Annotated in this window: 15 protein-coding genes, 2 tRNA genes and 3 rRNA genes; 7 read left to right on the top strand and 13 right to left on the bottom strand. The window is 45.9% G+C overall.

All coding sequences use genetic code 11. From position 1 onward, the window contains the following. The first annotated feature begins 124 nt into the window (after window positions 1-124). The 4 genes from J699_RS09670 (at window position 125) to J699_RS09685 (ending at window position 6,126) form a co-directional block, all read left to right on the top strand. Entirely contained in the window at window positions 125-748 is a 624-nt protein-coding gene (locus J699_RS09670; RefSeq protein ID WP_009508874.1) for a TetR/AcrR family transcriptional regulator, read from the top strand. A gap of 84 nt (window positions 749-832) precedes the next feature. Continuing rightward, window positions 833-3,514: a phosphoenolpyruvate carboxylase gene (ppc, locus tag J699_RS09675; RefSeq protein ID WP_005228123.1), complete on the top strand. Its 2,682-nt coding sequence runs from the start codon at window positions 833-835 to the stop codon at window positions 3,512-3,514. A 309-nt stretch (window positions 3,515-3,823) separates the two neighbouring features. Continuing rightward, complete coding sequence (locus tag J699_RS09680; protein ID WP_032868338.1) at window positions 3,824-5,119, top strand: solute carrier family 23 protein; 1,296 nt, start codon at window positions 3,824-3,826, stop codon at window positions 5,117-5,119. Between the two features lie 110 nt (window positions 5,120-5,229). After that, window positions 5,230-6,126 (top strand): LysR family transcriptional regulator, encoded by an 897-nt coding sequence (locus J699_RS09685; RefSeq protein WP_032868336.1) that lies wholly within the window; start codon window positions 5,230-5,232, stop codon window positions 6,124-6,126. A 6-nt stretch (window positions 6,127-6,132) separates the two neighbouring features. Here the strand turns inward: J699_RS09685 and J699_RS09690 are convergent, their stop codons facing one another. The 3 genes from J699_RS09690 to ilvD form a co-directional block, all read right to left on the bottom strand. Beyond that, complete coding sequence (locus J699_RS09690; RefSeq protein ID WP_032868334.1) at window positions 6,133-6,864, bottom strand: sulfite exporter TauE/SafE family protein; 732 nt, start codon at window positions 6,862-6,864, stop codon at window positions 6,133-6,135. Between the two features lie 79 nt (window positions 6,865-6,943). Continuing rightward, complete coding sequence (locus J699_RS09695; RefSeq protein WP_032868332.1) at window positions 6,944-8,233, bottom strand: hypothetical protein; 1,290 nt, start codon at window positions 8,231-8,233, stop codon at window positions 6,944-6,946. 144 nt (window positions 8,234-8,377) lie between these two features. Beyond that, the gene (gene ilvD / locus J699_RS09700; protein WP_032868329.1) at window positions 8,378-10,207 is read right to left on the bottom strand and encodes a dihydroxy-acid dehydratase; all 1,830 of its coding nucleotides are present in this window, start codon (window positions 10,205-10,207) and stop codon (window positions 8,378-8,380) included. Window positions 10,208-10,418: 211 nt separating this feature from the next. On the opposite strand from ilvD, the gene fmt reads away from it, so the two are divergent. Both fmt and rsmB read left to right on the top strand, forming a co-directional pair. Continuing rightward, window positions 10,419-11,381, top strand: a complete 963-nt coding sequence (gene fmt / locus J699_RS09705) for a methionyl-tRNA formyltransferase (protein WP_032868327.1) — start codon at window positions 10,419-10,421, stop codon at window positions 11,379-11,381. Beyond that, window positions 11,378-12,676, top strand: a complete 1,299-nt coding sequence (gene rsmB / locus J699_RS09710) for a 16S rRNA (cytosine(967)-C(5))-methyltransferase RsmB (protein WP_032868325.1) — start codon at window positions 11,378-11,380, stop codon at window positions 12,674-12,676. Before fmt ends, rsmB begins: the two co-directional genes overlap by 4 nt. Before the next feature lie 47 nt (window positions 12,677-12,723). On the opposite strand, the gene J699_RS19140 is transcribed toward rsmB, so the two are convergent. The 3 genes from J699_RS19140 to J699_RS09720 form a co-directional block, all read right to left on the bottom strand. Beyond that, on the bottom strand, window positions 12,724-12,867 hold the full coding sequence (locus J699_RS19140; protein ID WP_005282163.1) for a methionine/alanine import family NSS transporter small subunit: 144 nt from the start codon (window positions 12,865-12,867) through the stop codon (window positions 12,724-12,726). A gap of 10 nt (window positions 12,868-12,877) precedes the next feature. Beyond that, window positions 12,878-14,356: a sodium-dependent transporter gene (locus tag J699_RS09715; RefSeq protein WP_005282160.1), complete on the bottom strand. Its 1,479-nt coding sequence runs from the start codon at window positions 14,354-14,356 to the stop codon at window positions 12,878-12,880. 372 nt (window positions 14,357-14,728) lie between these two features. Next, the gene (locus J699_RS09720; protein WP_032868320.1) at window positions 14,729-16,171 is read right to left on the bottom strand and encodes an aldehyde dehydrogenase family protein; all 1,443 of its coding nucleotides are present in this window, start codon (window positions 16,169-16,171) and stop codon (window positions 14,729-14,731) included. Between the two features lie 132 nt (window positions 16,172-16,303). On the opposite strand from J699_RS09720, the gene J699_RS09725 reads away from it, so the two are divergent. After that, window positions 16,304-16,999 carry a TIGR04219 family outer membrane beta-barrel protein gene (locus J699_RS09725; protein ID WP_032882816.1) on the top strand — a complete coding sequence of 232 codons (696 nt, stop codon included), beginning with the start codon at window positions 16,304-16,306 and terminating at the stop codon, window positions 16,997-16,999. Between the two features lie 298 nt (window positions 17,000-17,297). On the opposite strand, the gene J699_RS09730 is transcribed toward J699_RS09725, so the two are convergent. The 7 genes from J699_RS09730 to J699_RS09760 form a co-directional block, all read right to left on the bottom strand. Next, window positions 17,298-17,609 carry an ankyrin repeat domain-containing protein gene (locus J699_RS09730; RefSeq protein ID WP_104021893.1) on the bottom strand — a complete coding sequence of 104 codons (312 nt, stop codon included), beginning with the start codon at window positions 17,607-17,609 and terminating at the stop codon, window positions 17,298-17,300. 109 nt (window positions 17,610-17,718) lie between these two features. Next, a complete protein-coding gene (locus J699_RS09735) occupies window positions 17,719-18,252 on the bottom strand; it encodes a hypothetical protein (protein WP_227555709.1) in 534 nt (177 codons plus the stop codon). 111 nt (window positions 18,253-18,363) lie between these two features. Beyond that, a 5S ribosomal RNA gene (gene rrf, locus J699_RS09740) occupies window positions 18,364-18,478 on the bottom strand. 158 nt (window positions 18,479-18,636) lie between these two features. After that, a 23S ribosomal RNA gene (locus J699_RS09745) occupies window positions 18,637-21,529 on the bottom strand. Between the two features lie 373 nt (window positions 21,530-21,902). Beyond that, window positions 21,903-21,978: transfer RNA gene (locus J699_RS09750), tRNA-Ala, on the bottom strand. A 54-nt stretch (window positions 21,979-22,032) separates the two neighbouring features. Next, window positions 22,033-22,109 (bottom strand) — tRNA-Ile (locus J699_RS09755). Between the two features lie 59 nt (window positions 22,110-22,168). Beyond that, a 16S ribosomal RNA gene (locus J699_RS09760) occupies window positions 22,169-23,705 on the bottom strand. Together the 16S, 23S and 5S rRNA genes with 2 tRNA genes alongside form the textbook arrangement of a ribosomal RNA operon. Between the last annotated feature and the right edge of the window lie 18 nt (window positions 23,706-23,723).

The raw sequence follows: 23,723 nt of genomic DNA, 5'->3' as shown, positions 1-23,723 counted from the left end.
TTTAAGGCGTGATATGAGCATTATCATAGATTGTTTATTTTTTAATTAATATACTCACAGGTACATTAATTAAAAAATAAATCTATCTGCTTGATTTTTAAATTCATGAAAAGAGAAAGATAACGTGCAAATTCATAGTGGCCGCCCCAAAGATTTAGAAAAAAGAGCCAAGATTTTACAGGCCGCAAAATCTATTTTTTTAAAAATGGGATACCACGCCACCAACATGAACCAGATTGCCAAGGAAGCAGGTGTTACCAAGCTGACGGTGTATAACCACTTTCAGGATAAAAACAATCTGTTTATGTGCGCGATTGAGGAAAGCTGCGAAGAATCGATTCGGGCCAAACAGTTTCAGCTGACGGCGGATTCTGATTTTAAACAGGCTTTGGTTCTGATGTGTCAGCGTGCCTTAAGTATTATCTATCTACCAGAAGCACTAAAACTGGATTGTTTGCTGTTTGAACTGGCAGCAGAACAAAGCCCCTTAACCCGACAGTTTTTTGATGCCTCACATACCCGCATGTGCCATGTCTGGTGTGATTTTTTTGAACAGGCCATCAGTTTTAAATTTATTCAGGCTGATGAACCGATCAAGCAAACCGAGCTGATCATCTCGCTGATGCTCGGGATCCGTCATCAACAGGTATTGCTCGGTTTAGCCCCTGTGCCCACAGCAGATGAAATCGATCAGATGATTGAACATGCCATCGAGATTTTTTTGCTTAAATATCAGACTAAAGTTTAGAGAAATTTCACATTTTTTTACGTTCTGCTCTTGGATTGTCCTTCAATCGCGCTATAGTCGGATGAGAACAACAGGAGAATTAGAATGATTCAGCAAATCACTGCTCCACTACGTGAAGATGTCCGCTTACTCGGCAATTTACTCGGAGAGACCTTAAAGCAACATGCTGGGCAAGATTTGTTTAATCAGATTGAGCAAATTCGGGCATTGGCTAAAGGCGCACGTGACGGCCAGATCGAAGCAGAAAAACAGCTAGAACAATTGTTTCTCGGTTTAAAGGATGAAGAGATTCTGCCGCTGACCCGTGCTTTCTCTCACTTTCTGAACTTTGCCAATATTGCGGAACAGTACCATGTGGTGCGCAGCCGTCGTCAGGCCGAGTTTGATGAGCACGCGCCCAGCCCAAATCCACTGCCGCATTTGTTTGAAAAATTCAAAAATCAGCAGATCAATGCACAACAACTGTTTCAGCAAATCTGTGATTTAAAAATTGAACTGGTGCTGACGGCCCATCCGACCGAAGTCAGCCGTCGTACCTTAATTCAAAAATATGACGATATTACCGATTGCCTTTCCCAATTAGATCAGCAAAAGCTGACCCCGAAAGAACGCCAGCAAACCATTGCCACCCTCAAGCAATTGATCAGTTCAGCCTGGCAGACCGATGAAATCCGTCAACATCGCCCAACCCCAGTCGATGAAGCCAAATGGGGCTTTGCCACGATTGAGCAATCCCTCTGGAATGCCGTTCCTAAATTCGTCCGTGAACTGAATGAACTGACCCAGCAGCATTGTGAACAAAGTCTGCCACTGCATGTTGCACCGATCCGCTTTGCTTCATGGATGGGGGGAGACCGTGACGGCAACCCGAATGTGACCCATCAAGTCACGCAAGAAGTCCTGTGGTTATCGCGTTGGCAAGCAGCTGATCTCTATCTGCGTGATATCGAAAATCTACGTTGGGAATTATCGATTCAAAGCTGTTCCGCTGAAATGACTCAGGCATTGGGCTATGCGCATCCGGAACCCTATCGTGAATATTTACGCGAAACCCGCGAACGTTTAAAAGCCACCCGCTCATGGCTGGCACATCGCCTGCAAGGCACAGATGCCGATGACAGCAACATCATCAGAACCAAAGATGAATTGTTGGCGCCGCTACTGCTGTGCTACCGCTCACTGATGGATTGTAATCTGGCTGAGATCGCCAACGGACAATTACTCGACTTTATTTATCGGGTCAACTGTTTTGGTATTGAGCTGCTCAAACTGGATATCCGTCAGGAATCAGGTCGCCATCGCCAAGCCATTTCCGCGATTACCGAATATCTGGGTCTGGGTAATTTTGAATCCTGGACCGAGCAGGCCCGTCAGAACTTCCTGATTCAGGAACTGCAAAGTAAGCGCCCCTTACTGCCAAAGTTTTTTAATGAACCTGAAGGCAGTCTGATTCAACATTCCGATGTACTGGAAGTGTTTGCCACCATGCGCACCTTGGCTGAACAGCCACCTGAGAGTCTGGGTGCCTATATTATTTCCATGGCGGAATATCCAAGTGATGTACTGGCAGTGTTGTTGCTGCAAAAAGAAGCAGGCATCCAGCAGCCGCTACGTGTAGTGCCTTTATTCGAGACCTTGAAGGATCTCGACGGCGCAGCCAAAACCATGAATACCCTGTTTAATATGCACTGGTATAAACAGCATATTCAAGGCAAACATGAAGTCATGATTGGCTACTCGGACTCCGCCAAAGATGCAGGCTTTATGTCGGCCAACTGGGCGCAATACCGTGCTCAGGAAGAACTGACCGCGATTGCCCAGCAGCATGGCGTGCAATTGACCTTATTCCATGGTCGTGGCGGTTCAATTAGCCGTGGCGGTGCACCGACACAGCAAGCACTGTTCTCGCAACCACCCGGTTCAATTTCAGGCGCGATCCGTGTTACCGAGCAAGGTGAAATGATTCGCTTTAAATTCGGTCTGGAAGGGATCGCCCTGCAAAATCTGGAAATCTATACTGCAGCGACTCTGGAAGCAACCTTGTTACCGCCACCTGAACCGAAACAAGAATGGCGTGACCTGATGAACCAGATGACGGATTTATCGGTACAGGTTTATCGCCAAACCGTGCGTGAAAATCCAAATTTTGTCAGCTATCTGCGTACCGTAACTCCTGAACTGGAATTACAAATGCTGCCGCTGGGTTCTCGCCCTGCCAAACGTAAAGTCAGTGGCGGGATTGAGTCGCTGCGTGCCATTCCTTGGGTCTTTGCATGGACCCAGATTCGCCTGATGCTGCCAGCCTGGCTGGGCACAGGCACTGCCATCAATCAGGTGCATGGACAACACAAGAACACGCTGGATGAGATGCTGGAACAATGGCCTTATTTTCAGACACTGATTGATATGCTGGAAATGGTACTGTCCAAATCCGATGCCAATATCGCGCTGTATTATGAATCGCATCTGACTCAGGATCAGGACTTAAAAGTGCTTGGTGTCGAGTTGCGCCAACGTCTGCAAAATGCAGTCGATACCCTCCTGAGCCTGAAAGGTGAATCTAAACTTCTGAGCAATAATGAGGTACTGGATCAATCGATGCAGGTACGTAAACCGTATTTATTACCTTTGCATTTATTACAGGCCGAGTTGATGAAACGACGTCGCCTGTATCTGGCAGAGCATCAAACCGAACATAGTCCAGTGGATCATGCCTTGATGGTCAGCATTGCAGGGATTGCAGCGGGCTTGCGTAACACCGGCTAAGTGCCATTTTCAGATGGCCATCCGCAGAAATCGTTTCTGTTGATGGCCAGATTGGCAAAATATGCCATTGCGATAAAAAAAATTGAAAAAGTTTTTAAAATTATTTTAAAAATAAAAGAGTTAATTTTTTAAATTGTCCAGACAAAATAAATAATAATTCCACTAGCTTAATTTGAAGTAAATTTTACCAAAAGGTAAAAATTCAAGCTCTGAGAGCCTATTGTGGCAATCCTCTCAAGGACTTATAGGTGAAAGCTCGTTTTAAGACAGGGTATCATACGCGCTGATATCAAATCATGAGTCTAATTTATGTCCAGTTGGTTTCCAAAATGGCAGCCGTATCAGGGGACGGTCGATCATCGCCCTGTTGCGACCAATGAATATTTACCGCCCTTACAAAGCGCGGTGCTGGGGGTTCAACACGCATTTGCCATGTTCGGCTCAACCGTACTTGCACCTTTACTGATGGGTTTTAGCCCGAACCTTGCCATTTTAATGTCAGGGATCTGTACCATCCTGTTTTTCTTTATGACCGGTGGACGTGTTCCAAGCTACTTAGGCTCAAGTTTTGCGTTTATTGGCGTGGTGGCAGCAGCAACGGGTCATATTACCGGTTCAGGTGCGAATCCAAACCTGTCCGTCGCACTGGGCGGGATTGTGGTCTGCGGTATCGTATATGCCCTGATCGGTTTTGCAGTGATGCTGACAGGAACCCGCTGGATCGAAAAACTGATGCCACCTGTGGTCACGGGTGCAATCGTGATGATCATCGGTCTTAATCTTGCGCCTGTAACCATTAAAGGCGTTGCAGGTCAGCCTTTTGAAATGTGGATGGCCTTAACTACCGTCCTCAGCATGGGCATCATTGCGGTCTTTACCAAAGGCCTGTTACAACGTTTATTACTGTTGATTGGCCTTTTAATTGCCTATGCTATTTATGCCATTGCCAGCAATGGTCTGGGTTATGGCAAGCCGATTGATTTCTCCCAGATCTCAGCGGCGCCATGGTTTGGTGTCCCAAGCTTCTCGCATCCGACTTTTGATTTGAATGCCATTCTGATCATTGCTCCTGTGGCCCTGATTCTGGTGGCAGAAAACCTGGGCCATATCAAGGCTGTTGGCGCAATGACCGGTGAAAACCTCACGCCACAACTGGGTAAAGCCTTTGTTGCAGATGGTGTCGCAACCACCTTATCTGGCGGTGTGGGTGCACCCGGTATGACCACTTATGGCGAAAATATCGGAGTGATGGCAGTTACCCGCGTTTACTCAACACTGGTGTTTGTGATTGCAGGTCTCTTTGCCATTATCCTCGGTCTTTCACCTAAGTTTGGTGCCGTCATTAGTACCATTCCCAATGCAGTACTCACGGGTGCATCTATTGTGGTGTTTGGTCTGATCACCATTGCCGGTGCAAAAATCTGGATCGAAAATAAAGTCGACTTCTCCAACAATAAAAACCTGATCGTGGCTTCAGTGACCATTATTTTAGGGGCGGGTAACTTTGAATTGTTATTTGGTAGCTTCAATCTCGGCGGTATCGGGACGGCAACTTTTGCAGCAATTTTCCTGAACCTGCTGTTCAGTTTAAAAGATAAAAACTAAAAATCTTCAAGGCAGCGCAAGCTGCCTTTTTTTCGTCTTGAACGGCTCCCCTATCTTTATCTTGCTTACTTTTAGTATGATGGCTGTTTATATTTCAATACGTTCCGCTCATGCGTTTCGATTTCTTTGATTTACAACTGCTTCTGCATATTGTTTCGACAGGTAGCCTGACCAAGGGTGCCGAACTTTCTGCCATTTCCCTGCAAGCCGCCAGCGAACGAATTAAAAAACTCGAACACTATTTTGCAACACCGTTATTTATTCGGCAGACCTCAGGTGTCGAGCTGACCACTGCGGGCCATGCCCTGACTGAGCATGCCCGACGGCTGATGCAGCAAAAAGATCTGCTTGAACAGGACATGCAACGCTTTCGACCCACGGCACCTGAATCATTGACCTTATGGTGTAATTCGTCGGCACAGAGTGAATATTTACCACCGCTGTTACCGCACTATCTGATGCTACATCCCGAGATCAATCTCGACTTACATGAAGCAGAAAGTTCTGAAATCGTTGAAGCCTTGACTCAAGGTGTGGCACGCCTAGGACTAGTCTCCAGCTTCTTTGATACGCGTCATTTGCAAACACAGGAGTTTGCCAGTGATCCATTGGTGCTGATCTGTCCCGCTCATCATGCCTTGACCCGGCAAACACAGCTGAATCTGGTCGATGCCTTAGCTTATGGTTTTATTGGCCTGATGCCGCATCATTCTTTACAGCAATCGATTGAAACGCAAGCCAAGCTATTGGGCTTCAATATCCAGTACCGGCTACGCTTACCCAACTTTTCTGCCATTGCCGAGGTTGTCGCCAAAGGGGTCGGTATTGCGATTATGTCCGCGCGTGCAGCACAGCGTTTACAGCCAGATTATGATTTTTATGCAGTACAATTACGTGGCGCCTGGGCCAACCGTAAACTGCTGTTAGCGGCACAGGATTTCGCTCAGCTCCCGCATGCTTATCAACAATTTGCTGAGTTTTTAATGCAACATCGCCCATCTTGCTGAATGCCCTTAATGCGCAATCATATATAGACCTAAGGCCATCAATCCGATAAAGAATAAACGGCGAAAACGTTGCTCGTTAAGTTGATAACGGATTTTTTTACCCAGCCACATTCCAAATAAAGCAGCAACCAAAGCCACCGCAGACAGACGATAATCCAGCGTGATTCCCTCCATCGGATTGTGATGTAGGAAAAAAGCCAGACAGAAGGTGGAAACGGTAAAGGTCAAGCCTAAGGCCTGTACCAGTTCATCCCGTTTCAAATGTAAGGACTGCAAATACGGCACCACCGGAATAATGACCACCCCTGTGGCAACGGTCACTGCGCCGCCGATATATCCGACAATAGGCGATAACCAGCGCTCATGTTGCGCCAGATGAGGTAGTCTTTTCACACAGAGGCCATACAGTCCATATAACGCCAGCATACAGCCCAATAAAATCTCACTGCTATGTCCATGACTCTGGCTAAGGGTCGGTAAAAAGCTCCATATCGAACCGACGATAATTCCAGCCAGTAACGTCCAGAAACGGCGGATAAAGGCCCAGACCCGACCTTCGGCAAACAGTTGCCAGATATTGGTGACCATCGACGGCACAATCAATAAGGAAGCAGCCTGAAACGGACTCATGGCAATGGTCAGTAGCCCCATAGAGACCGCAGGAAGGCCCAGTCCGATCATGCCTTTAATCATGCCGGCAAAGGCAAAGACCACGATAATAATGGCTAGAAAAGTCACGCTTTAACTCCGATTTTGCATCGAAGCTATGCTACGGAAAAACCGTGGCTTGCCCTATTCTTATTTTTAGGAGTAGGCCTCAATCAAAAGTTGAGGCCATTTTATATTTTTCTTCCAGTACGTTACTGAGAATGCTTTCAATCATCCAGACCCGATACAGGCTATTAAAGACATAGCTATGTCCATCAATCCGTAACTCCAATACCGGAAAATCAGGCTGATGCTTCTGCTGGCACCATTCATCATTTTGCTTTAACTGTGCTTCGATATCCTGTTCAGTGAGCTGCGCAATGTCCAGACGTCTCTGCATCCGTTGAAAATGGGCTTTAAATGACAGGTCTTTGCCCTGTGTCCATACCGCTTCCAGAATTTCATGGATACAATCCACTTGCTGCTCTTCAGGCACACTGTAAAACAGTCGTGCCATTTCATAGGTGGCTTCTTTGGTCGGTCGGCAGAACGGGGTAAATGCGACCTGGGTTCGCTTGGAAACACGAGTTGCCAGCCCCCAGTCAAACCAGTCCCGACCGTGATAACTCAGCGGATACACCTTCAGCTGGATATTATAATAATTGGCCAGTTCTTCCTGGATATACGCCAATAATAACCAGCTCATCGGGTCTTCAAGCGCGATATACAGATCCAGTTCCGGATGCAAGGCCTGGACTTCGGCCAATGCCTCGGCATCATTAATGAGATGCTCACGCCACTCGATATGATTGATCAGGAAAATTGGATTCCCAGTCAGGAGTTTTTGCTGTTTTAAACGGCGTGTCAGACGTAACAAGTCATCAACCGCCTGATATTTTCGTTCACCAAATTCAAAATAACTGGCGATCACAGGCACGTCTTTGAAAATACGTTCAGGATAATCTTGTGGTTTCTGATGCTGGGAGGCCATTGCATATAAGGTACGTAATTTACCGTATTGCTGCTGCCACAGCATGTGGAAGACATCTTCGAGCAAATGTAAAAAGTTTTGTTCTCTGAGCGGGGTATTTCTTAGAATTGTTTCTGCTTGTTGTAATGCTTCTGCACTCGGTATTTCTGGGGTTTCATCAAAACCAAAACGATGCTGCTTGGCCAGGATTTTGGCATCATTTAAGCAATAGCTTTGCCAGTCTTGCTTGGACATGCCATTCGGAGGCTCGGCATCTTGCCTCGAAATAATGACTTTTAGCGGTTTGAGCTCATCACTGAGGATCTCATTGAGCTGATCCAGCTCTTGCACTGCCAGATAGCTATAAACATCGTCTAGACGCAGGTAAATACTTAAACCCTGTTCCGTAGGTAATTCCGCCTGACGAGAAGGTTTCTGATAGAACCAACTCGATCGTATGGGATCAAACCAACGACGTAACAAAGACATGTCGATAGCCTCTAATGGTCATAAAATGCAAAATGGATAAAGTTTACTCAAACCTGAGCCAGAACAGGTGAGCCAATAAGTATGTTCAGTATCTTATAAAATGAGACAAAAGTCCCCCTTAATTGAAAGAGGGACTCAAAGGGATTACAAAACTCGTACTGCGCCTTTAGCTGCACTGGTCGAATGCATTGCGTAAATCTTCAATGACTTAGACACTTTACGTTTACGCTCTTCCGCAGGATGCCAGCCTTTGGCGTCCTGAACCGTACGGCGATGCGCCATGGTGGCATCATCGATATCCAGGTGAATGGTACGGTTTGGAATATCAATCTGAATGGTATCACCATCTTCAACCAGACCAATTGCTCCGCCTTCTGCAGCTTCTGGAGACACGTGACCAATCGACAGGCCTGAAGAACCACCTGAGAAACGTCCATCGGTAATCAAGGCACAGTCTTTACCCAAACCTTTGGATTTCAGGTAACTGGTTGGGTACAACATTTCCTGCATACCCGGTCCGCCACGTGGGCCTTCATAACGAATCACCACGATATCGCCTGCCACGATTTTATGATCCAGAATGGCTTCTACTGCCGCATCCTGACTTTCAAACACGCGTGCTGTACCGGTAAATTTCAGGATGGATTCATCCACACCTGCAGTTTTGACGATACAGCCATCTAGAGCGATGTTGCCGTACAGCACAGCCAAACCACCATCTTTAGAGAAAGCATGTTCAGCATTACGAATCACGCCTTTTTCACGGTCGCCATCTAAGGTTGAGTAGTAACGGTTTTGCGAGAACGCCACCTGCGTTGGAATACCACCCGGTGATGAACGATAGAATTCATAAACCTCAGCATCTTCGGTACGGATAATATCCCACTTGTCCAAAGCATGTTTTAGTGTTGGTTCATGTACAGTTGGACATGACGTATTCAGCAAGTTGGCACGATCCAGCTCACCCAAGATCGCCATGATGCCACCCGCACGGTGTACATCTTCCATATGTACATCTTGTTTTGCCGGTGCAACTTTGGACAATACCGGAACCTGACGAGACAAACGGTCGATATCATCCATGGTGAAATCAACTTCGGCTTCGTGCGCGGCCGCAAGCAAATGCAATACGGTATTGGTTGAACCGCCCATTGCAATATCCAGTGTCATGGCATTTTCAAACGCCGCCTTGGTTGCAATTGAACGTGGCAAAATGCTGTCATCATTCTGTTCGTAATAACGCTTCGCCAGTTCAACCACCAAACGACCCGCTTTTAAGAATAGTTTCTCACGATTGGCATGGGTTGCCACGATTGAACCGTTGCCCGGTAAAGAGAGACCCAATGCTTCGGTTAAGCAGTTCATCGAGTTCGCGGTGAACATGCCTGAACATGAACCACAGGTTGGACATGCCGAACGTTCAAAAGCCTGTACTTCTTCATCGGTATAGCTTTCATCGGCTGCAACCACCATGGCATCAACCAGATCAATGGCCTTTTCATCACCACGGAACTTCACTTTACCCGCTTCCATCGGCCCGCCAGACACGAACACTACCGGGATGTTCAGGCGCATTGCTGCCATCAACATTCCCGGGGTGATCTTGTCACAGTTCGAAATACAGACCATGGCATCAGCACAATGGGCATTGACCATGTATTCCACCGAGTCGGCGATCAAATCACGTGATGGCAGTGAATACAGCATGCCGTCATGGCCCATGGCAATCCCGTCATCAACGGCAATGGTATTAAATTCTTTTGCCACACCACCAGACGCTTCAATTTCTCTCGCAACAAGTTGACCTAAATCTTTGAGATGCACGTGACCGGGAACAAACTGGGTAAATGAGTTGACCACCGCAATAATAGGCTTGCCAAAATCTTCATCTTTCATACCGGTCGCACGCCATAAACCACGCGCGCCCGCCATATTTCTTCCATGTGTTGATGTTTTTGAACGATAATCAGGCATTTTGTATTCCCAACAAGTTTGTGCTCGAGACGAATAGGACATTCGCTCTGGCGAAATGATACTGAGCTTTCTGCATCATACTACAAGTTATCGTTTAACAGATGACCAATAGGCCTATCTTTTTTTGTACAAAAGCAATTCAAGCCGTCTGATTAGGGACTCATCACTTTTTCGCTTATAATTTGCAGCAAGTTTTAGTTGGATTGTCTTTGTGAAAATCATTTTTGCTGGTACGCCTGAATTTGCGGCAACCGCATTGGCGGCATTATTAAAAACATCCCACCAGATCATTGCGGTTTATACCCAACCTGACCGTAAAGCCGGCCGTGGGCAAAAATTAACGCCATCCCCTGTGAAACAATTGGCACTTGAGCACGGTTTACCGGTGTATCAGCCTTTGAATTTTAAAGCATCGACAGAAGAAGGCTTGGCAGCTCGCCAACAACTGGCTGACTTGGGTGCCGATGTGATGGTGGTTGCGGCCTATGGTCTGATCTTGCCGCAAGCGGTATTAGATACCCCTAAATATGGCTGTTTAAATATCCATGGTTCCTTACTGCCACGCTGGCGGGGGGCTGCACCGATCCAACGTGCCATTGCCACAGGTGATGCAGAAACAGGCATCACCATCATGCAAATGGCGGCGGGTCTGGATACCGGCGACATGATGTATAAAACTTACTGCCCAATCACCGCAGAAGATACCTCTGCCAGCTTGCACGATAAACTGGCCGATCAAGGTGCCGAAGCGATTTGTACCGTGCTTGAAACAGAACAAAGTTTGCAGGATTTCATTGAAAAGCGTGAAGTACAAGATGAAGCCCTGACCGTCTATGCCCATAAACTGGTGAAAGCAGAAGCACGTATTGACTGGAACCAGAATGCGGTACAAATCGACCGTAATATCCGTGCCTTCAATCCGTGGCCTGTGGCGTTTATTCAACTGGATGAAAGCAATGCCTTACGTGTGTGGGGTTCAATGCTTTCTCAGCATCAAAAAACTGATGCACGAAGCGGCGAAATCCTGGCGATCGATAAACAAGGCGTACATGTGGCGTGTGGTGACAATACCGCGGTGTGCCTCACCAGTCTGCAATGGCCAGGTGCTAAAGCCCTAAATCCTGTACAAATTGCCCAAACCCAAAAATTACATATTGGACGAATTCTCCCATGAGCCAATCATCTACAAAAAATTTGAATCTACGTGCACAAGTGGTCAAAACACTTTTGGCCGTTCAAAATGGGCAATCTTTGTCTTCTGTTCTGAATCAACATATCAATATCGTTGCTGAACGTGATCGTGGTTTATATCACGAACTGACTTTAGGCTGTTTACGCCAATGGTTTTCTTTAAAAGCCATTACTCTACCCTTGCTGACAAAACCATTAGACAATGAAGCGCTAGAAAGTTGTTTATATCTTGGTTTATATCAAATTTTATGTACGCGTATTCCGGTACATGCGGCGATTTCAGAAACGGTAAATGCGGCTAAGCAACTCGGTTTTGAGCCAATGAGTGGTTTGGTCAATGCGATTCTGCGCCGTGTTTCACGTGAAACAGCTGAATTTGAAACCGCGTTGAATCATACACATGGCTTACCAAGCTGGTTATTTAAGCGACTTAAAAAAGATTGGCCTGAGCAAGCAGAGTCTCTATGCCAAGCCTTAAAACAAGTCGCACCACTGACCCTACGCGTCAATGAACGCCAAGTCAGTCGTAACGAATATCTAGAGATTTTGGACGAAGAGCAGATTGATGCTCGTCCTTGCACGCTTTCAGATGTGGGTATTGTTCTGGAGCAAACGGGCAATATTACCCATTTACCGGGTTTTGAAGAGGGTGGTTTTTCTGTTCAGGATGAACATGCCCAATTATGCGCAACGCTGTTACCCAACTTAGATAACAAAGTTGTTGTCGATGCCTGTGCTGCACCCGGTGGCAAAACTGCACACATTCTTGAGCGCTTTAATCCTCAAAAACTGATTGCGCTGGATCATGATGCCAAACGTTTATTACGTGTGTCTGAAAATCTGGAACGTCTTGACCTCGGCCAGAACAATGTTGAGATTGTAACCGCTGATGCGACGACTTGGCAGGCACCAGAACCCGTCGATTGTATCGTGCTGGATGCACCTTGTTCTGCCACAGGTGTGATTCGTCGTCACCCCGATATCCGTCTACTCAGACAGTCAACCGATATCGCGCAAACCGTTGCCCTACAACAGCAGATTTTGCAGCAGATGTGGCAACAACTCAAAGTGGGCGGTACCTTGCTGTATATCACCTGCTCGATTCTGAAAGCTGAAAATGAGCAACAAATGGCGGCTTTCTTTGCTGAACATGCCGATGCTGAAGAAATCAAAATTGATGCGGATTGGGGCATTGAACAGACCCATGGTCGTCAGTTGCTCCCTTCGGCGCAATCCGGCGATGGTTTCTATTATTGCCGAATTAAAAAACGAGCTTAATCAAAATAAAAAAGCAGGCTTGAGGCCTGCTTTTTTTTAAATCTGTTTTAAAGCGTGTGCTGATCTTTGACTTCTTCCAGAACATCATCAAGTTCTTCTGGATGTTTCATCAGGTGGAGGATGGATAATGCTAATCCTCCCCAAACAAACAGCATCGCAATAACCATCATAATAATTGCCGAAGTATTCATCTGTATTCTCCTAGCGATCTTTTACTTTGCTGAGTATAAAAGCGACCACAGCACAGAAAATCACACTGCCCCAGCCAAATAAGCCTTGTAAGCTCATGCTATAACTATCGTAACCATTTTTCACCAGATTAAACACCGTCATGCTTAAGGTGGTTAACAAGATGAGAGAGGTAATTACGGTTAAAGTAAATGCCCAGCCTTTGCCCAGTTGAATGGTTGAAATGCGGTTGATATGATCACGCAGCTCCAGCAAGGCAGAACGCTTAAACCAGGTAATACAAAGTATCGAAACCAGTGCACCGCCGACAATACCAATGTTATTGATAAAGTGATCGACGATATCCACCAGTTTGATCGCATTCACGCTTGAGAACAAGATCACTGAAACCAGCGCACTACCACCACCAATAATGGTCACAGCTTTGCTACGGCTCCATTTCAACTTGTCCTGCATTGCTGCGATCGGCACTTCCAGAATACTCACCATTGAAGAAATACCCGCAACGAAGAGTGATGAGAAGAACAGTAAGCCGAATAAGTCAGCACCTGCGCCCAAGCTTGAAATGATTTTCGGGAAAGCAATAAATGCCAGACCGATACCACCGCTTACGACATCTTGTACTTCTTTCCCTGCCACATGGGCCATAAAGCCTAGTGCAGCAAAGATACCAATACCTGCCAGAATTTCAGTTGATGCATTGGCAAAGCCAACAATCAGGCCAGAACCGGTTAAGTTGGTTTTTGGTTTGAGATAAGATGCATAGGTCACCATGATCCCGAAACCAACAGACAGCGAGAAGAAGGTATGACCATAAGCTGCTAACCAGACTTTATAATCCATCATCGCAGCCCAGTTCGGAGTAAAGAATGCATTTAAGCCTTCAGCCGCACCTGGTAAACGTAATGCCTGAATCACAAGCACTGTAAATAATACGAATAATAGCGGCATGAAAATCTTATTGGATAATTCAACGCCTTTTTTAACGCCACCATACAGAATGATTAAAGTCAGTGCCCAGATGCCAACAATTGGCCAGAACAGATGGCTCACAAAATTGAGATCAAATCCTGATGCTTTCGAAGTCTGCAAATAGGTATTGAAGAAGAAGCTTTCCGGGTCACTGCCCCATGCCTGACCAATCGAGAAGTACACATAACTCCCCGCCCAGGTCAGTACGCTGGCATAATATAAACCGATGATAATACAGACACAGACTTGCCACCAGCCCAATGTCTCACCACCTTTGAATAAGGCACGATAGGCCTTGGGTGGAGAGTTACGCGCACGGTGACCTGTAGCATAGTCTAAAAATAATAGAGGTAAGCCGGCGGTAATCAACGCCAGCAAATAAGGGATAAGGAACGCTCCGCCGCCATTTTCATAAGCAACATACGGGAACCGCCAGATATTACCTAAACCTACAGCTGAACCAACAGCTGCAATAATAAAACCAGATCGTGATGTCCAGTTTTCACGAGAATCTGCCATATAACACCTAAAATTGTCCTGCTGACCTTCCATGCTGCTTTCAGTTTTTTATTATCCAACAGACATGAAAATGCCATAAAAAATCTTGTTTTGTTTGGATGAACTTTCAACCTTGTGAGCTTCTTATTTTCAAGACCAAACAAACAAAAAACCAAACCATCTTCCTTAAAGATTGGGCATTGTTTTTCTGCTTTTAATAGCCGAACAATACCTGTTTTTATTTCTTTTTACTGTAAATTCTGCAAGAAAATATCAACTTTTCAGAACAACTGATTATTTTTCAACTGCCTGTAAATTTGACCTTGCAGTCAATCTATAAAAATCAAGTACATAAAACAGGCAAGCCAAATCCTCACCACACTTTTTCCTCCTCTATTGTTTAATTGCTAAAAGTCTTTGTTCCTGCATATCGCGGATGGCGGAATGGATGCCTTCGCGGCCCAAACCTGAATCTTTGACTCCACCATAGGGCATATTGTCAACGCGGAATGTCGGGACATCATTAATGATGACACCACCTACCTGTAAGTGATCCCACGCATACAGCATATTATTCAGATTTTGCGTATAGACGCCTGCCTGCAAACCGAAACGGCTTTGATTAATGGTGGCAATGCCCTGCTCAAATTGCTTAAATTTTTCTAAAATGGCTACGGGGCCAAACGCTTCATCCTTATAAATTTCCAGCTTAGCATCGACATTTTCCAATAACACCGGTTCAAACAAGACGCCTTGTAAACTGCCACCAAGCAGCACTTTTGCGCCTTTTTTCTCCGCCTTATCAATCCATTTTTTTAAGCGTAATGCTTCTGCTTCCTTAATCATTGGGCCAACCAATGTGGTACTTAAAGCAGGATCAGCGGCCTTAATCTTTTTCAGTTTGGCCACCATTTTCTTTTTCAGCTCGGCATAAAGATCGACATGCACTAAAATCCGTTGCACACTGATACAGACCTGCCCTGCCTGCCCATAAGCAGCACTGATCAGACGATCAATCAAGGCATCATCAAGGGTTGTATCTGCATCAATCAGGACTGCAGCATTGCCACCGAGTTCCAGCGTCACTTTCTTGCGGCCTGCCCGTGCCTTCATCTCCCAACCGACCTGATCAGAACCGGTAAAGCTGAGGAGTTTAAAGCGGTCATCGGTCACTAAAATATCCGCTGCCTCACGATTACAAGGCAAGATCGACCACGAACCTTTCGGTAAATCGGTTTCAGCCAATACGGCTGCAATCTTTAAGGCGCTGATTGGTGTAAAACTGGCCGGCTTCAATACAAAGGGACAACCCGCTGCAATTGCTGGTGCAATCTTATGCGCCACCAGATTGAGAGGGAAATTGAACGGACTAATTAATGAAACTGCACCAATCGGCACATGTTTGACCATGCCACGAAAATGCGCGGCAGCGGGTGTCACCGCCAAAGGAATTAATTGCCCATCATCAATCTGTGTCACCGCATCTGCGGCCAGTTGAAAAGTATTAATTAAACGTTCTACTTCAGCACTTGCTGCACCCCGTGGCTTACCCCCTTCTGCGATCAGGATCTCAGTCAGCTCATCCCGCAGTTCATTAAAACGCTTTACACAATGCAGTAATATTTTTTGTTTTTGAAACGGTTTTAAGGCTGCCATCTCAGCTTCTACCTTCACCGAAGCCGCTATGGCTTTTTCAAGTACTTTGGCATCTGCCAATGCCACTCGTGCATAGACGGTATTGTTATACTTATCATGGACTTCTAACCATTGTCCTGTTGTGACCGCTTTCCCAGCCACATAAAGCGGATAATCCACCACACTTTGTTTATCCGTCATTATTATTTATTCCTTTATAAAAATTTAAAATTAGACTACTGCATATTTATCCAGATCACTATATGATTCGCCCATTCATAGGTGAATTCACAACAATTCATTACTGTTTTCGATATTAATTAGGATAATGCAATGAAATTATTAAAAATATCAATGCTGGCTTTAGGAACGAGCATTTGTGGCCTGGCGCAAGCCGACGTTATTGGTGTAAAAGGCGATCTTAGTTACTGGAATTACAATGGCGAAGCCAATATGGCAGACCAAAGCAATGCACCAGATCAGGATCTTAAACGTAAAGGTTCCGCTCAAGTATCCCTTGCTGTTGAGCATCCAATTCCCCTGATTCCCAATGCAAAAATACGTTATGTCAACTTAAATACCGAAACGGATCATAAAGTCGCAGGCCAACCAGTTTACGACCTCAACATCGATCATACCGATTTTATTTTATACTATGAAATTTTAGACACGATTGTAAATGCAGATGTCGGTTTAGGTGCAACTAACTTAAATGGCGATGTCAAAACCCTGAATATCAGCAAAACCGATATCGATAAAACGGTACCGGTGATCTATGGATCGGCGGGGGGAAAACTGCCTTTTACTGGTCTAAGTGCCAAAGCAGAACTCTTATATAGCAACTTTAATGATACTAAAATCACCGATGCGCAAGCAGAATTGCAATACAACTTTATCGACAATCTACTGGTCGATGTAGGCTTGAAAGCAGGCTACCGTATTCTGGATATCAAGTTAGATGACTATGAAAAGAATGATCTTAAATTTAACTTTAAAGGTCCTTATATTGGTCTAGATGTTCATTTCTAAGACCTAAAATACATAAAAAAACGGAATTTCATGATTCCGTTTTTTTATGGGAAATGACTTTTTCCTCATTTTCCTCATTCATGTACGCCAAAACGTACATAGATCGCAGCCATTGGCGAATAGCCCGAACTCAACTTTTCGCCTATTATACAAATCATAGAGAGACAGGAAGTCTCATTGAGAATAATAAAACACACAGGACGTGGTCGTTAATAGGATATCAACGACATAAGCTGAATATGAAGAAGCCCCGTCAGGATGATGGGGCTTCTTTTTATCTATCATTTTTAGCTGCGATTTAAAGACTTTTGAGATACGCGACTACATCGTGATGCTCTGCCATTTCTGCAAGCTGTAACGCGGTATATTCGCCTTTATAAGCCACATTTACACCCTTACTCACTAACAGCTTCACGACCGCTAAATGATCATTCTCAGCAGCAGCTTGTAAAGCACTATAGCCTTCATCATCCGTCTGGTTTGGGTCAGTACCCTCTGCCAATAGCTGCTCGACCTGTTCCACATCACCTAAAGATGCCCAATACACCAGCTCAGGAAGATGCAGTTCATCATCATCTTCAGGGAGTGGAGAGAAAGAGTTAAACATTATTTTTACTTAATCCCAATATGCTAATAAATTACGATTTTTCTAGTAGGTTTTTTCACTAATAGCTTAATACCCACTAAAATAGATTCATTTTTTCTACTACCGAACGTTATCACTTATCTCTAGAATTGTAATATTGCTTTCTCCAATTAACGTAGTTTAAATCTCGATTATCTATATTTTTCAGTTTGATATTATAGAATGCACGTAATGCTATTTCAAAAGGTCCTTCGTGATGTATAAGTTCTGCAATTTCACTCATAGTACGACTAGACAATAATTCATGATAAAATTCATTTACTATTCTTTCCGCATTTGTTAAATCTTCAGAAAATATTGAACTTACTTTTTGTGCTATTATTTCTAACAAATAAGGTATATCAGATTCAATTACAAAATCACGCTTATGATCTTTCAATATTTGCTCAACAATTGAATGGAATATAAATTTTGATATATATTCAGGATTTGTTGAGATAAGCATTACCTCACCTCTTTCCTCCAAATCTTTAAGTACTTGGTCTATTTTTTCTATATAATTTTGGCCAGTAAGCTCAGCTGACTCATTTTCTAGCCGCCTTTTTTCAGGTATATCTCGAATAGAACCCTGCTCAAATATAACCTTCTTTTTATCTAATGTTGGCATTTGTATTCTTTACATCAAAATTCTGAATTTACGATATTTTATACTAACAATTTATTCTCTATCCAATAAAAAACACCCCCAACCGTCAGGTTAGGGGTGTTTAGATTTAAAAGCTGGCGATGACTTACTCTCACATGGCAAGTGCCACACTACCATCAGCGCTAAGAGGTTTCACTTCTGAGTTCGGGAAGGGATCAGGTGGTTCACTCTTGCTATTGTCGCCAGCAAACTGTTTTGGTTTTGGGTGGTCTTACGTTTTTTGCCACTTAGTACCGAAAGAGTTATTAACGGATTAGTTAATTGAGTCGTATTGTAACTAGTTTTGACACTAAATCAAGTTATGTATTGAATTTATCTTGAATACAACAACTGTTTGGGTGTTGTATAGTCAAGCCTCACGAGCAATTAGTATTGGTCAGCTTCACACGTCACCGTGCTTCCACACCCAACCTATCAACGTCCTAGTCTCGAACGGCTCTTTAGAGGAATAAATTCCTAGGGAAATCTTATCTTGAGGTAGGCTTCCCGCTTAGATGCTTTCAGCGGTTATCCCTTCCGAACATAGCTACCCGGCGATGCGACTGGCGTCACAACCGGTACACCAGAGGTTCGTCCACTCTGGTCCTCTCGTACTAGGAGCAGATCCTCTCAAATTTCCAGCGCCCACGGTAGATAGGGACCGAACTGTCTCACGACGTTCTAAACCCAGCTCGCGTACCTCTTTAAATGGCGAACAGCCATACCCTTGGGACCTGCTTCAGCCCCAGGATGAGATGAGCCGACATCGAGGTGCCAAACACCGCCGTCGATATGAACTCTTGGGCGGTATCAGCCTGTTATCCCCAGAGTACCTTTTATCCGTTGAGCGATGGCCCTTCCATACAGAACCACCGGATCACTAAGACCTACTTTCGTACCTGCTCGACTTGTGGGTCTCGCAGTTAAGCGCGCTTTTGCCTTTATACTCTACGCGTGATTTCCGACCACGCTGAGCGCACCTTCGTACTCCTCCGTTACTCTTTAGGAGGAGACCGCCCCAGTCAAACTACCCACCAGACATGGTCCTCGCCCCGGATTACGGGGCAGAGTTAGAACCTCAACATTACCAGGGTGGTATTTCAAGGACGGCTCCATTAGAACTAGCGTTCTAACTTCAAAGCCTCCCACCTATCCTACACAAGTAAGGTCAAAGTTCAATGTCAAGCTGCAGTAAAGGTTCACGGGGTCTTTCCGTCTAGCCGCGGGTACACTGCATCTTCACAGCGATTTCGATTTCACTGAGCCTCTGCTGGAGACAGCGCCGCCATCATTATGCCATTCGTGCAGGTCGGAACTTACCCGACAAGGAATTTCGCTACCTTAGGACCGTTATAGTTACGGCCGCCGTTTACTGGGGCTTCGATCAAGAGCTTCGCTTACGCTAACCCCATCAATTAACCTTCCAGCACCGGGCAGGCATCACACCCTATACGTCCACTTTCGTGTTTGCAGAGTGCTATGTTTTTAATAAACAGTTGCAGCGGCCTGGTTTCTGTGGCTGCCAACAGCTCAGGGAGCAAGTCCCATCACCGTCAGCAGCGTACCTTCTCCCGAAGTTACGGTACCATTTTGCCTAGTTCCTTCAGCAGAGTTCTCTCAAGCGCTTTGGTCTACTCGACCTGACCACCTGTGTCGGTTTCGGGTACGATTCCTGTGTAACTGAAGCTTAGAGACTTTTCCTGGAAGCATGGTATCAGCCACTTCACTGTACAAGTACAGCTTGCTATCAGCTCTCAGCATAGAGCACCCCGGATTTGCCTAAGATGCATGCCTACAGCCTTCCACCTGGACAACCAACGCCAGGCTGACTTAACCTTCTCCGTCCTCTCATCGCATTACACAGAAGTATTGGAATATTAACCAATTTCCCATCGACTACGCCTCTCGGCCTCGCCTTAGGGGTCGACTCACCCAGCCCCGATTAACGTTGGACTGGAACCCTTGGTCTTTCAGCGAACGGGTTTTTCACCCGTTTTGTCGTTACTCACGTCAGCATTCGCACTTCTGATACCTCCAGCATACTTCTCAATACACCTTCATCGGCTTACAGAACGCTCCCCTACCACGTATACTAAAGTATACATCCGCAGCTTCGGCACATAGTTTTAGCCCCGTTACATCTTCCGCGCAGGCCGACTCGACTAGTGAGCTATTACGCTTTCTTTAAAGGGTGGCTGCTTCTAAGCCAACCTCCTAGCTGTCTATGCCTTCCCACATCGTTTCCCACTTAACTATGATTTTGGGGCCTTAGCTGGCGGTCTGGATTGTTTTCCTCTTGACTACGGACGTTAGCACCCGCAGTCTGTCTCCCGGATAGTACTCATTGGTATTCGGAGTTTGCATCGGTTTGGTAAGTCGGGATGACCCCCTAGCCGAAACAGTGCTCTACCCCCAATGGTATTCGTCCGAGGCGCTACCTAAATAGCTTTCGGGGAGAACCAGCTATCACCAGGCTTGATTAGCCTTTCACCCCTATCCACAAGTCATCCCCTGGCTTTTCAACGACAGTGGGTTCGGTCCTCCAGTTAGTGTTACCCAACCTTCAACCTGCTCATGGATAGATCGCCTGGTTTCGGGTCTATACCCAGCAACTAAACGCCCTATTAAGACTCGATTTCTCTACGGCTCCCCTATGCGGTTAACCTTGCTACTGAATATAAGTCGCTGACCCATTATACAAAAGGTACGCAGTCACACCACGAAGGTGCTCCCACTGCTTGTATGCATGCGGTTTCAGGATCTATTTCACTCCCCTCACAGGGGTTCTTTTCGCCTTTCCCTCACGGTACTGGTTCACTATCGGTCAGTCAGGAGTATTTAGCCTTGGAGGATGGTCCCCCCATATTCAGACAAGGTTTCACGTGCCTCGCCCTACTCGTCATCATTATGTGTGCCCTTTCGTGTACGGGAATATCACCCTCTACGTTCGCACTTCCCAGAGCGTTCCACTAGAACACACATAACTTAATGGGCTGCTCCCCGTTCGCTCGCCGCTACTAAGGGAATCTCAATTGATTTCTTTTCCTAAGGGTACTGAGATGTTTCACTTCCCCTCGTTCGCTTCATAAGCCTATGTATTCAGCTTATGATACCCGCCTTTTAGCGGGTGGGTTCCCCCATTCAGAAATCTCCGGATCAAAGGATATTTGCCGCCTCCCCGGAGCTTTTCGCAGGCTATCACGTCTTTCATCGCCTCTGACTGCCAAGGCATCCACCACATGCACTTAATTACTTGACTATACAACCCCAAACAGTCGTTACACCTACAAGTGGGTGTAGCAACAGAATCAATGTAAACATTAATTCATACAGCTTGTTGTTTCGTGAACTTAATCACCGTACAGCTTCAATCTAAATTCATATACCAAAACGCTTGATTCAGTGTTTTTGCTAGTTCTCATTTCATTCAACTTAAACATCGAAATGTTTAAATCAAAGAATGAGTGAACAATTTATTTCAGACTCAATTCTACTAATCTGTTAATGATTAACTACCACCTCGTCGGTGCGTAGTAAACTGTGATAAATCACAGAGATTAATAAACCAGTCAACTTGGACTGTATTCACTAAACTCTATAATCTATTTAGCTCAGAATTACTAAGTAATTCATGGTGGAGACTAGGAGAGTCGAACTCCTGACCTCCTGCGTGCAAAGCAGGCGCTCTACCAACTAAGCTAAGTCCCCAGCTTAAAATCATAATGAACGATATATCTCAATCTCAGCTTCAGCTATCAGATTTGGTGGGTCTGACAAGACTTGAACTTGTGACCCCACGCTTATCAAGCGTGTGCTCTAACCAACTGAGCTACAGACCCTCAGATACATCTTCGAAGAACAACTTGTTGTGGATTCTTACCGGTCACCAATCTTTCGTTAAGGAGGTGATCCAGCCGCAGGTTCCCCTACGGCTACCTTGTTACGACTTCACCCCAGTCATCGGCCACACCGTGGTAACCGCCCTCTTTGCAGTTAGGCTAGCTACTTCTGGTGCAACAAACTCCCATGGTGTGACGGGCGGTGTGTACAAGGCCCGGGAACGTATTCACCGCGGCATTCTGATCCGCGATTACTAGCGATTCCGACTTCATGGAGTCGAGTTGCAGACTCCAATCCGGACTACGATCGGCTTTTTGAGATTAGCATCCTATCGCTAGGTAGCAACCCTTTGTACCGACCATTGTAGCACGTGTGTAGCCCTGGCCGTAAGGGCCATGATGACTTGACGTCGTCCCCGCCTTCCTCCAGTTTGTCACTGGCAGTATCCTTAAAGTTCCCATCCGAAATGCTGGCAAGTAAGGAAAAGGGTTGCGCTCGTTGCGGGACTTAACCCAACATCTCACGACACGAGCTGACGACAGCCATGCAGCACCTGTATCTAGATTCCCGAAGGCACCAATCCATCTCTGGAAAGTTTCTAGTATGTCAAGGCCAGGTAAGGTTCTTCGCGTTGCATCGAATTAAACCACATGCTCCACCGCTTGTGCGGGCCCCCGTCAATTCATTTGAGTTTTAGTCTTGCGACCGTACTCCCCAGGCGGTCTACTTATCGCGTTAGCTGCGCCACTAAAGCCTCAAAGGCCCCAACGGCTAGTAGACATCGTTTACGGCATGGACTACCAGGGTATCTAATCCTGTTTGCTCCCCATGCTTTCGTACCTCAGCGTCAGTATTAGGCCAGATGGCTGCCTTCGCCATCGGTATTCCTCCAGATCTCTACGCATTTCACCGCTACACCTGGAATTCTACCATCCTCTCCCATACTCTAGCTTCCCAGTATCGAATGCAATTCCCAAGTTAAGCTCGGGGATTTCACATCCGACTTAAAAAGCCGCCTACGCACGCTTTACGCCCAGTAAATCCGATTAACGCTCGCACCCTCTGTATTACCGCGGCTGCTGGCACAGAGTTAGCCGGTGCTTATTCTGCGAGTAACGTCCACTCATCTTAGGTATTAACTAAGAGAGCCTCCTCCTCGCTTAAAGTGCTTTACAACCAAAAGGCCTTCTTCACACACGCGGCATGGCTGGATCAGGCTTGCGCCCATTGTCCAATATTCCCCACTGCTGCCTCCCGTAGGAGTCTGGGCCGTGTCTCAGTCCCAGTGTGGCGGATCATCCTCTCAGACCCGCTACAGATCGTCGCCTTGGTAGGCCTTTACCCCACCAACTAGCTAATCCGACTTAGGCTCATCATTTAGCGCAAGGTCCGAAGATCCCCTGCTTTCTCCCGTAGGACGTATGCGGTATTAGCATTCCTTTCGGAATGTTGTCCCCCACTAAATGGCAGATTCCTAAGCATTACTCACCCGTCCGCCGCTGGGTCAGTTACCGAAGCAACCTTCCCCGCTCGACTTGCATGTGTTAAGCCTGCCGCCAGCGTTCAATCTGAGCCATGATCAAACTCTTCAGTTTAAAATCATTAGTAGCTTA

Origin of the sequence: Acinetobacter sp. 1000160, from assembly GCF_000588715.1 — a bacterium.
Taxonomy (GTDB): domain Bacteria; phylum Pseudomonadota; class Gammaproteobacteria; order Pseudomonadales; family Moraxellaceae; genus Acinetobacter; species Acinetobacter courvalinii.
Note: the sequence above shows the minus strand (reverse complement) of the source record. Positions and strands in the feature narration are given on the sequence as shown.

Bases quoted from the DNA above. Each gene is read 5' to 3' on its own strand.
- ppc (WP_005228123.1), top strand. From the start codon at position 833: ATGATTCAGCAAATCACTGCTCCACTACGTGAAGATGTCCGCTTACTC.
- J699_RS09680 (WP_032868338.1), top strand. From the start codon at position 3,824: ATGTCCAGTTGGTTTCCAAAATGGCAGCCGTATCAGGGGACGGTCGAT.
- J699_RS09685 (WP_032868336.1), top strand. From the start codon at position 5,230: ATGCGTTTCGATTTCTTTGATTTACAACTGCTTCTGCATATTGTTTCG.
- J699_RS09695 (WP_032868332.1), bottom strand. From the start codon at position 8,233: ATGTCTTTGTTACGTCGTTGGTTTGATCCCATACGATCGAGTTGGTTC.
- ilvD (WP_032868329.1), bottom strand. From the start codon at position 10,207: ATGCCTGATTATCGTTCAAAAACATCAACACATGGAAGAAATATGGCG.
- rsmB (WP_032868325.1), top strand. From the start codon at position 11,378: ATGAGCCAATCATCTACAAAAAATTTGAATCTACGTGCACAAGTGGTC.
- J699_RS19140 (WP_005282163.1), bottom strand. From the start codon at position 12,867: ATGAATACTTCGGCAATTATTATGATGGTTATTGCGATGCTGTTTGTT.
- J699_RS09715 (WP_005282160.1), bottom strand. From the start codon at position 14,356: ATGGCAGATTCTCGTGAAAACTGGACATCACGATCTGGTTTTATTATT.
- J699_RS09720 (WP_032868320.1), bottom strand. From the start codon at position 16,171: ATGACGGATAAACAAAGTGTGGTGGATTATCCGCTTTATGTGGCTGGG.
- J699_RS09725 (WP_032882816.1), top strand. From the start codon at position 16,304: ATGAAATTATTAAAAATATCAATGCTGGCTTTAGGAACGAGCATTTGT.
- J699_RS09735 (WP_227555709.1), bottom strand. From the start codon at position 18,252: ATGCCAACATTAGATAAAAAGAAGGTTATATTTGAGCAGGGTTCTATT.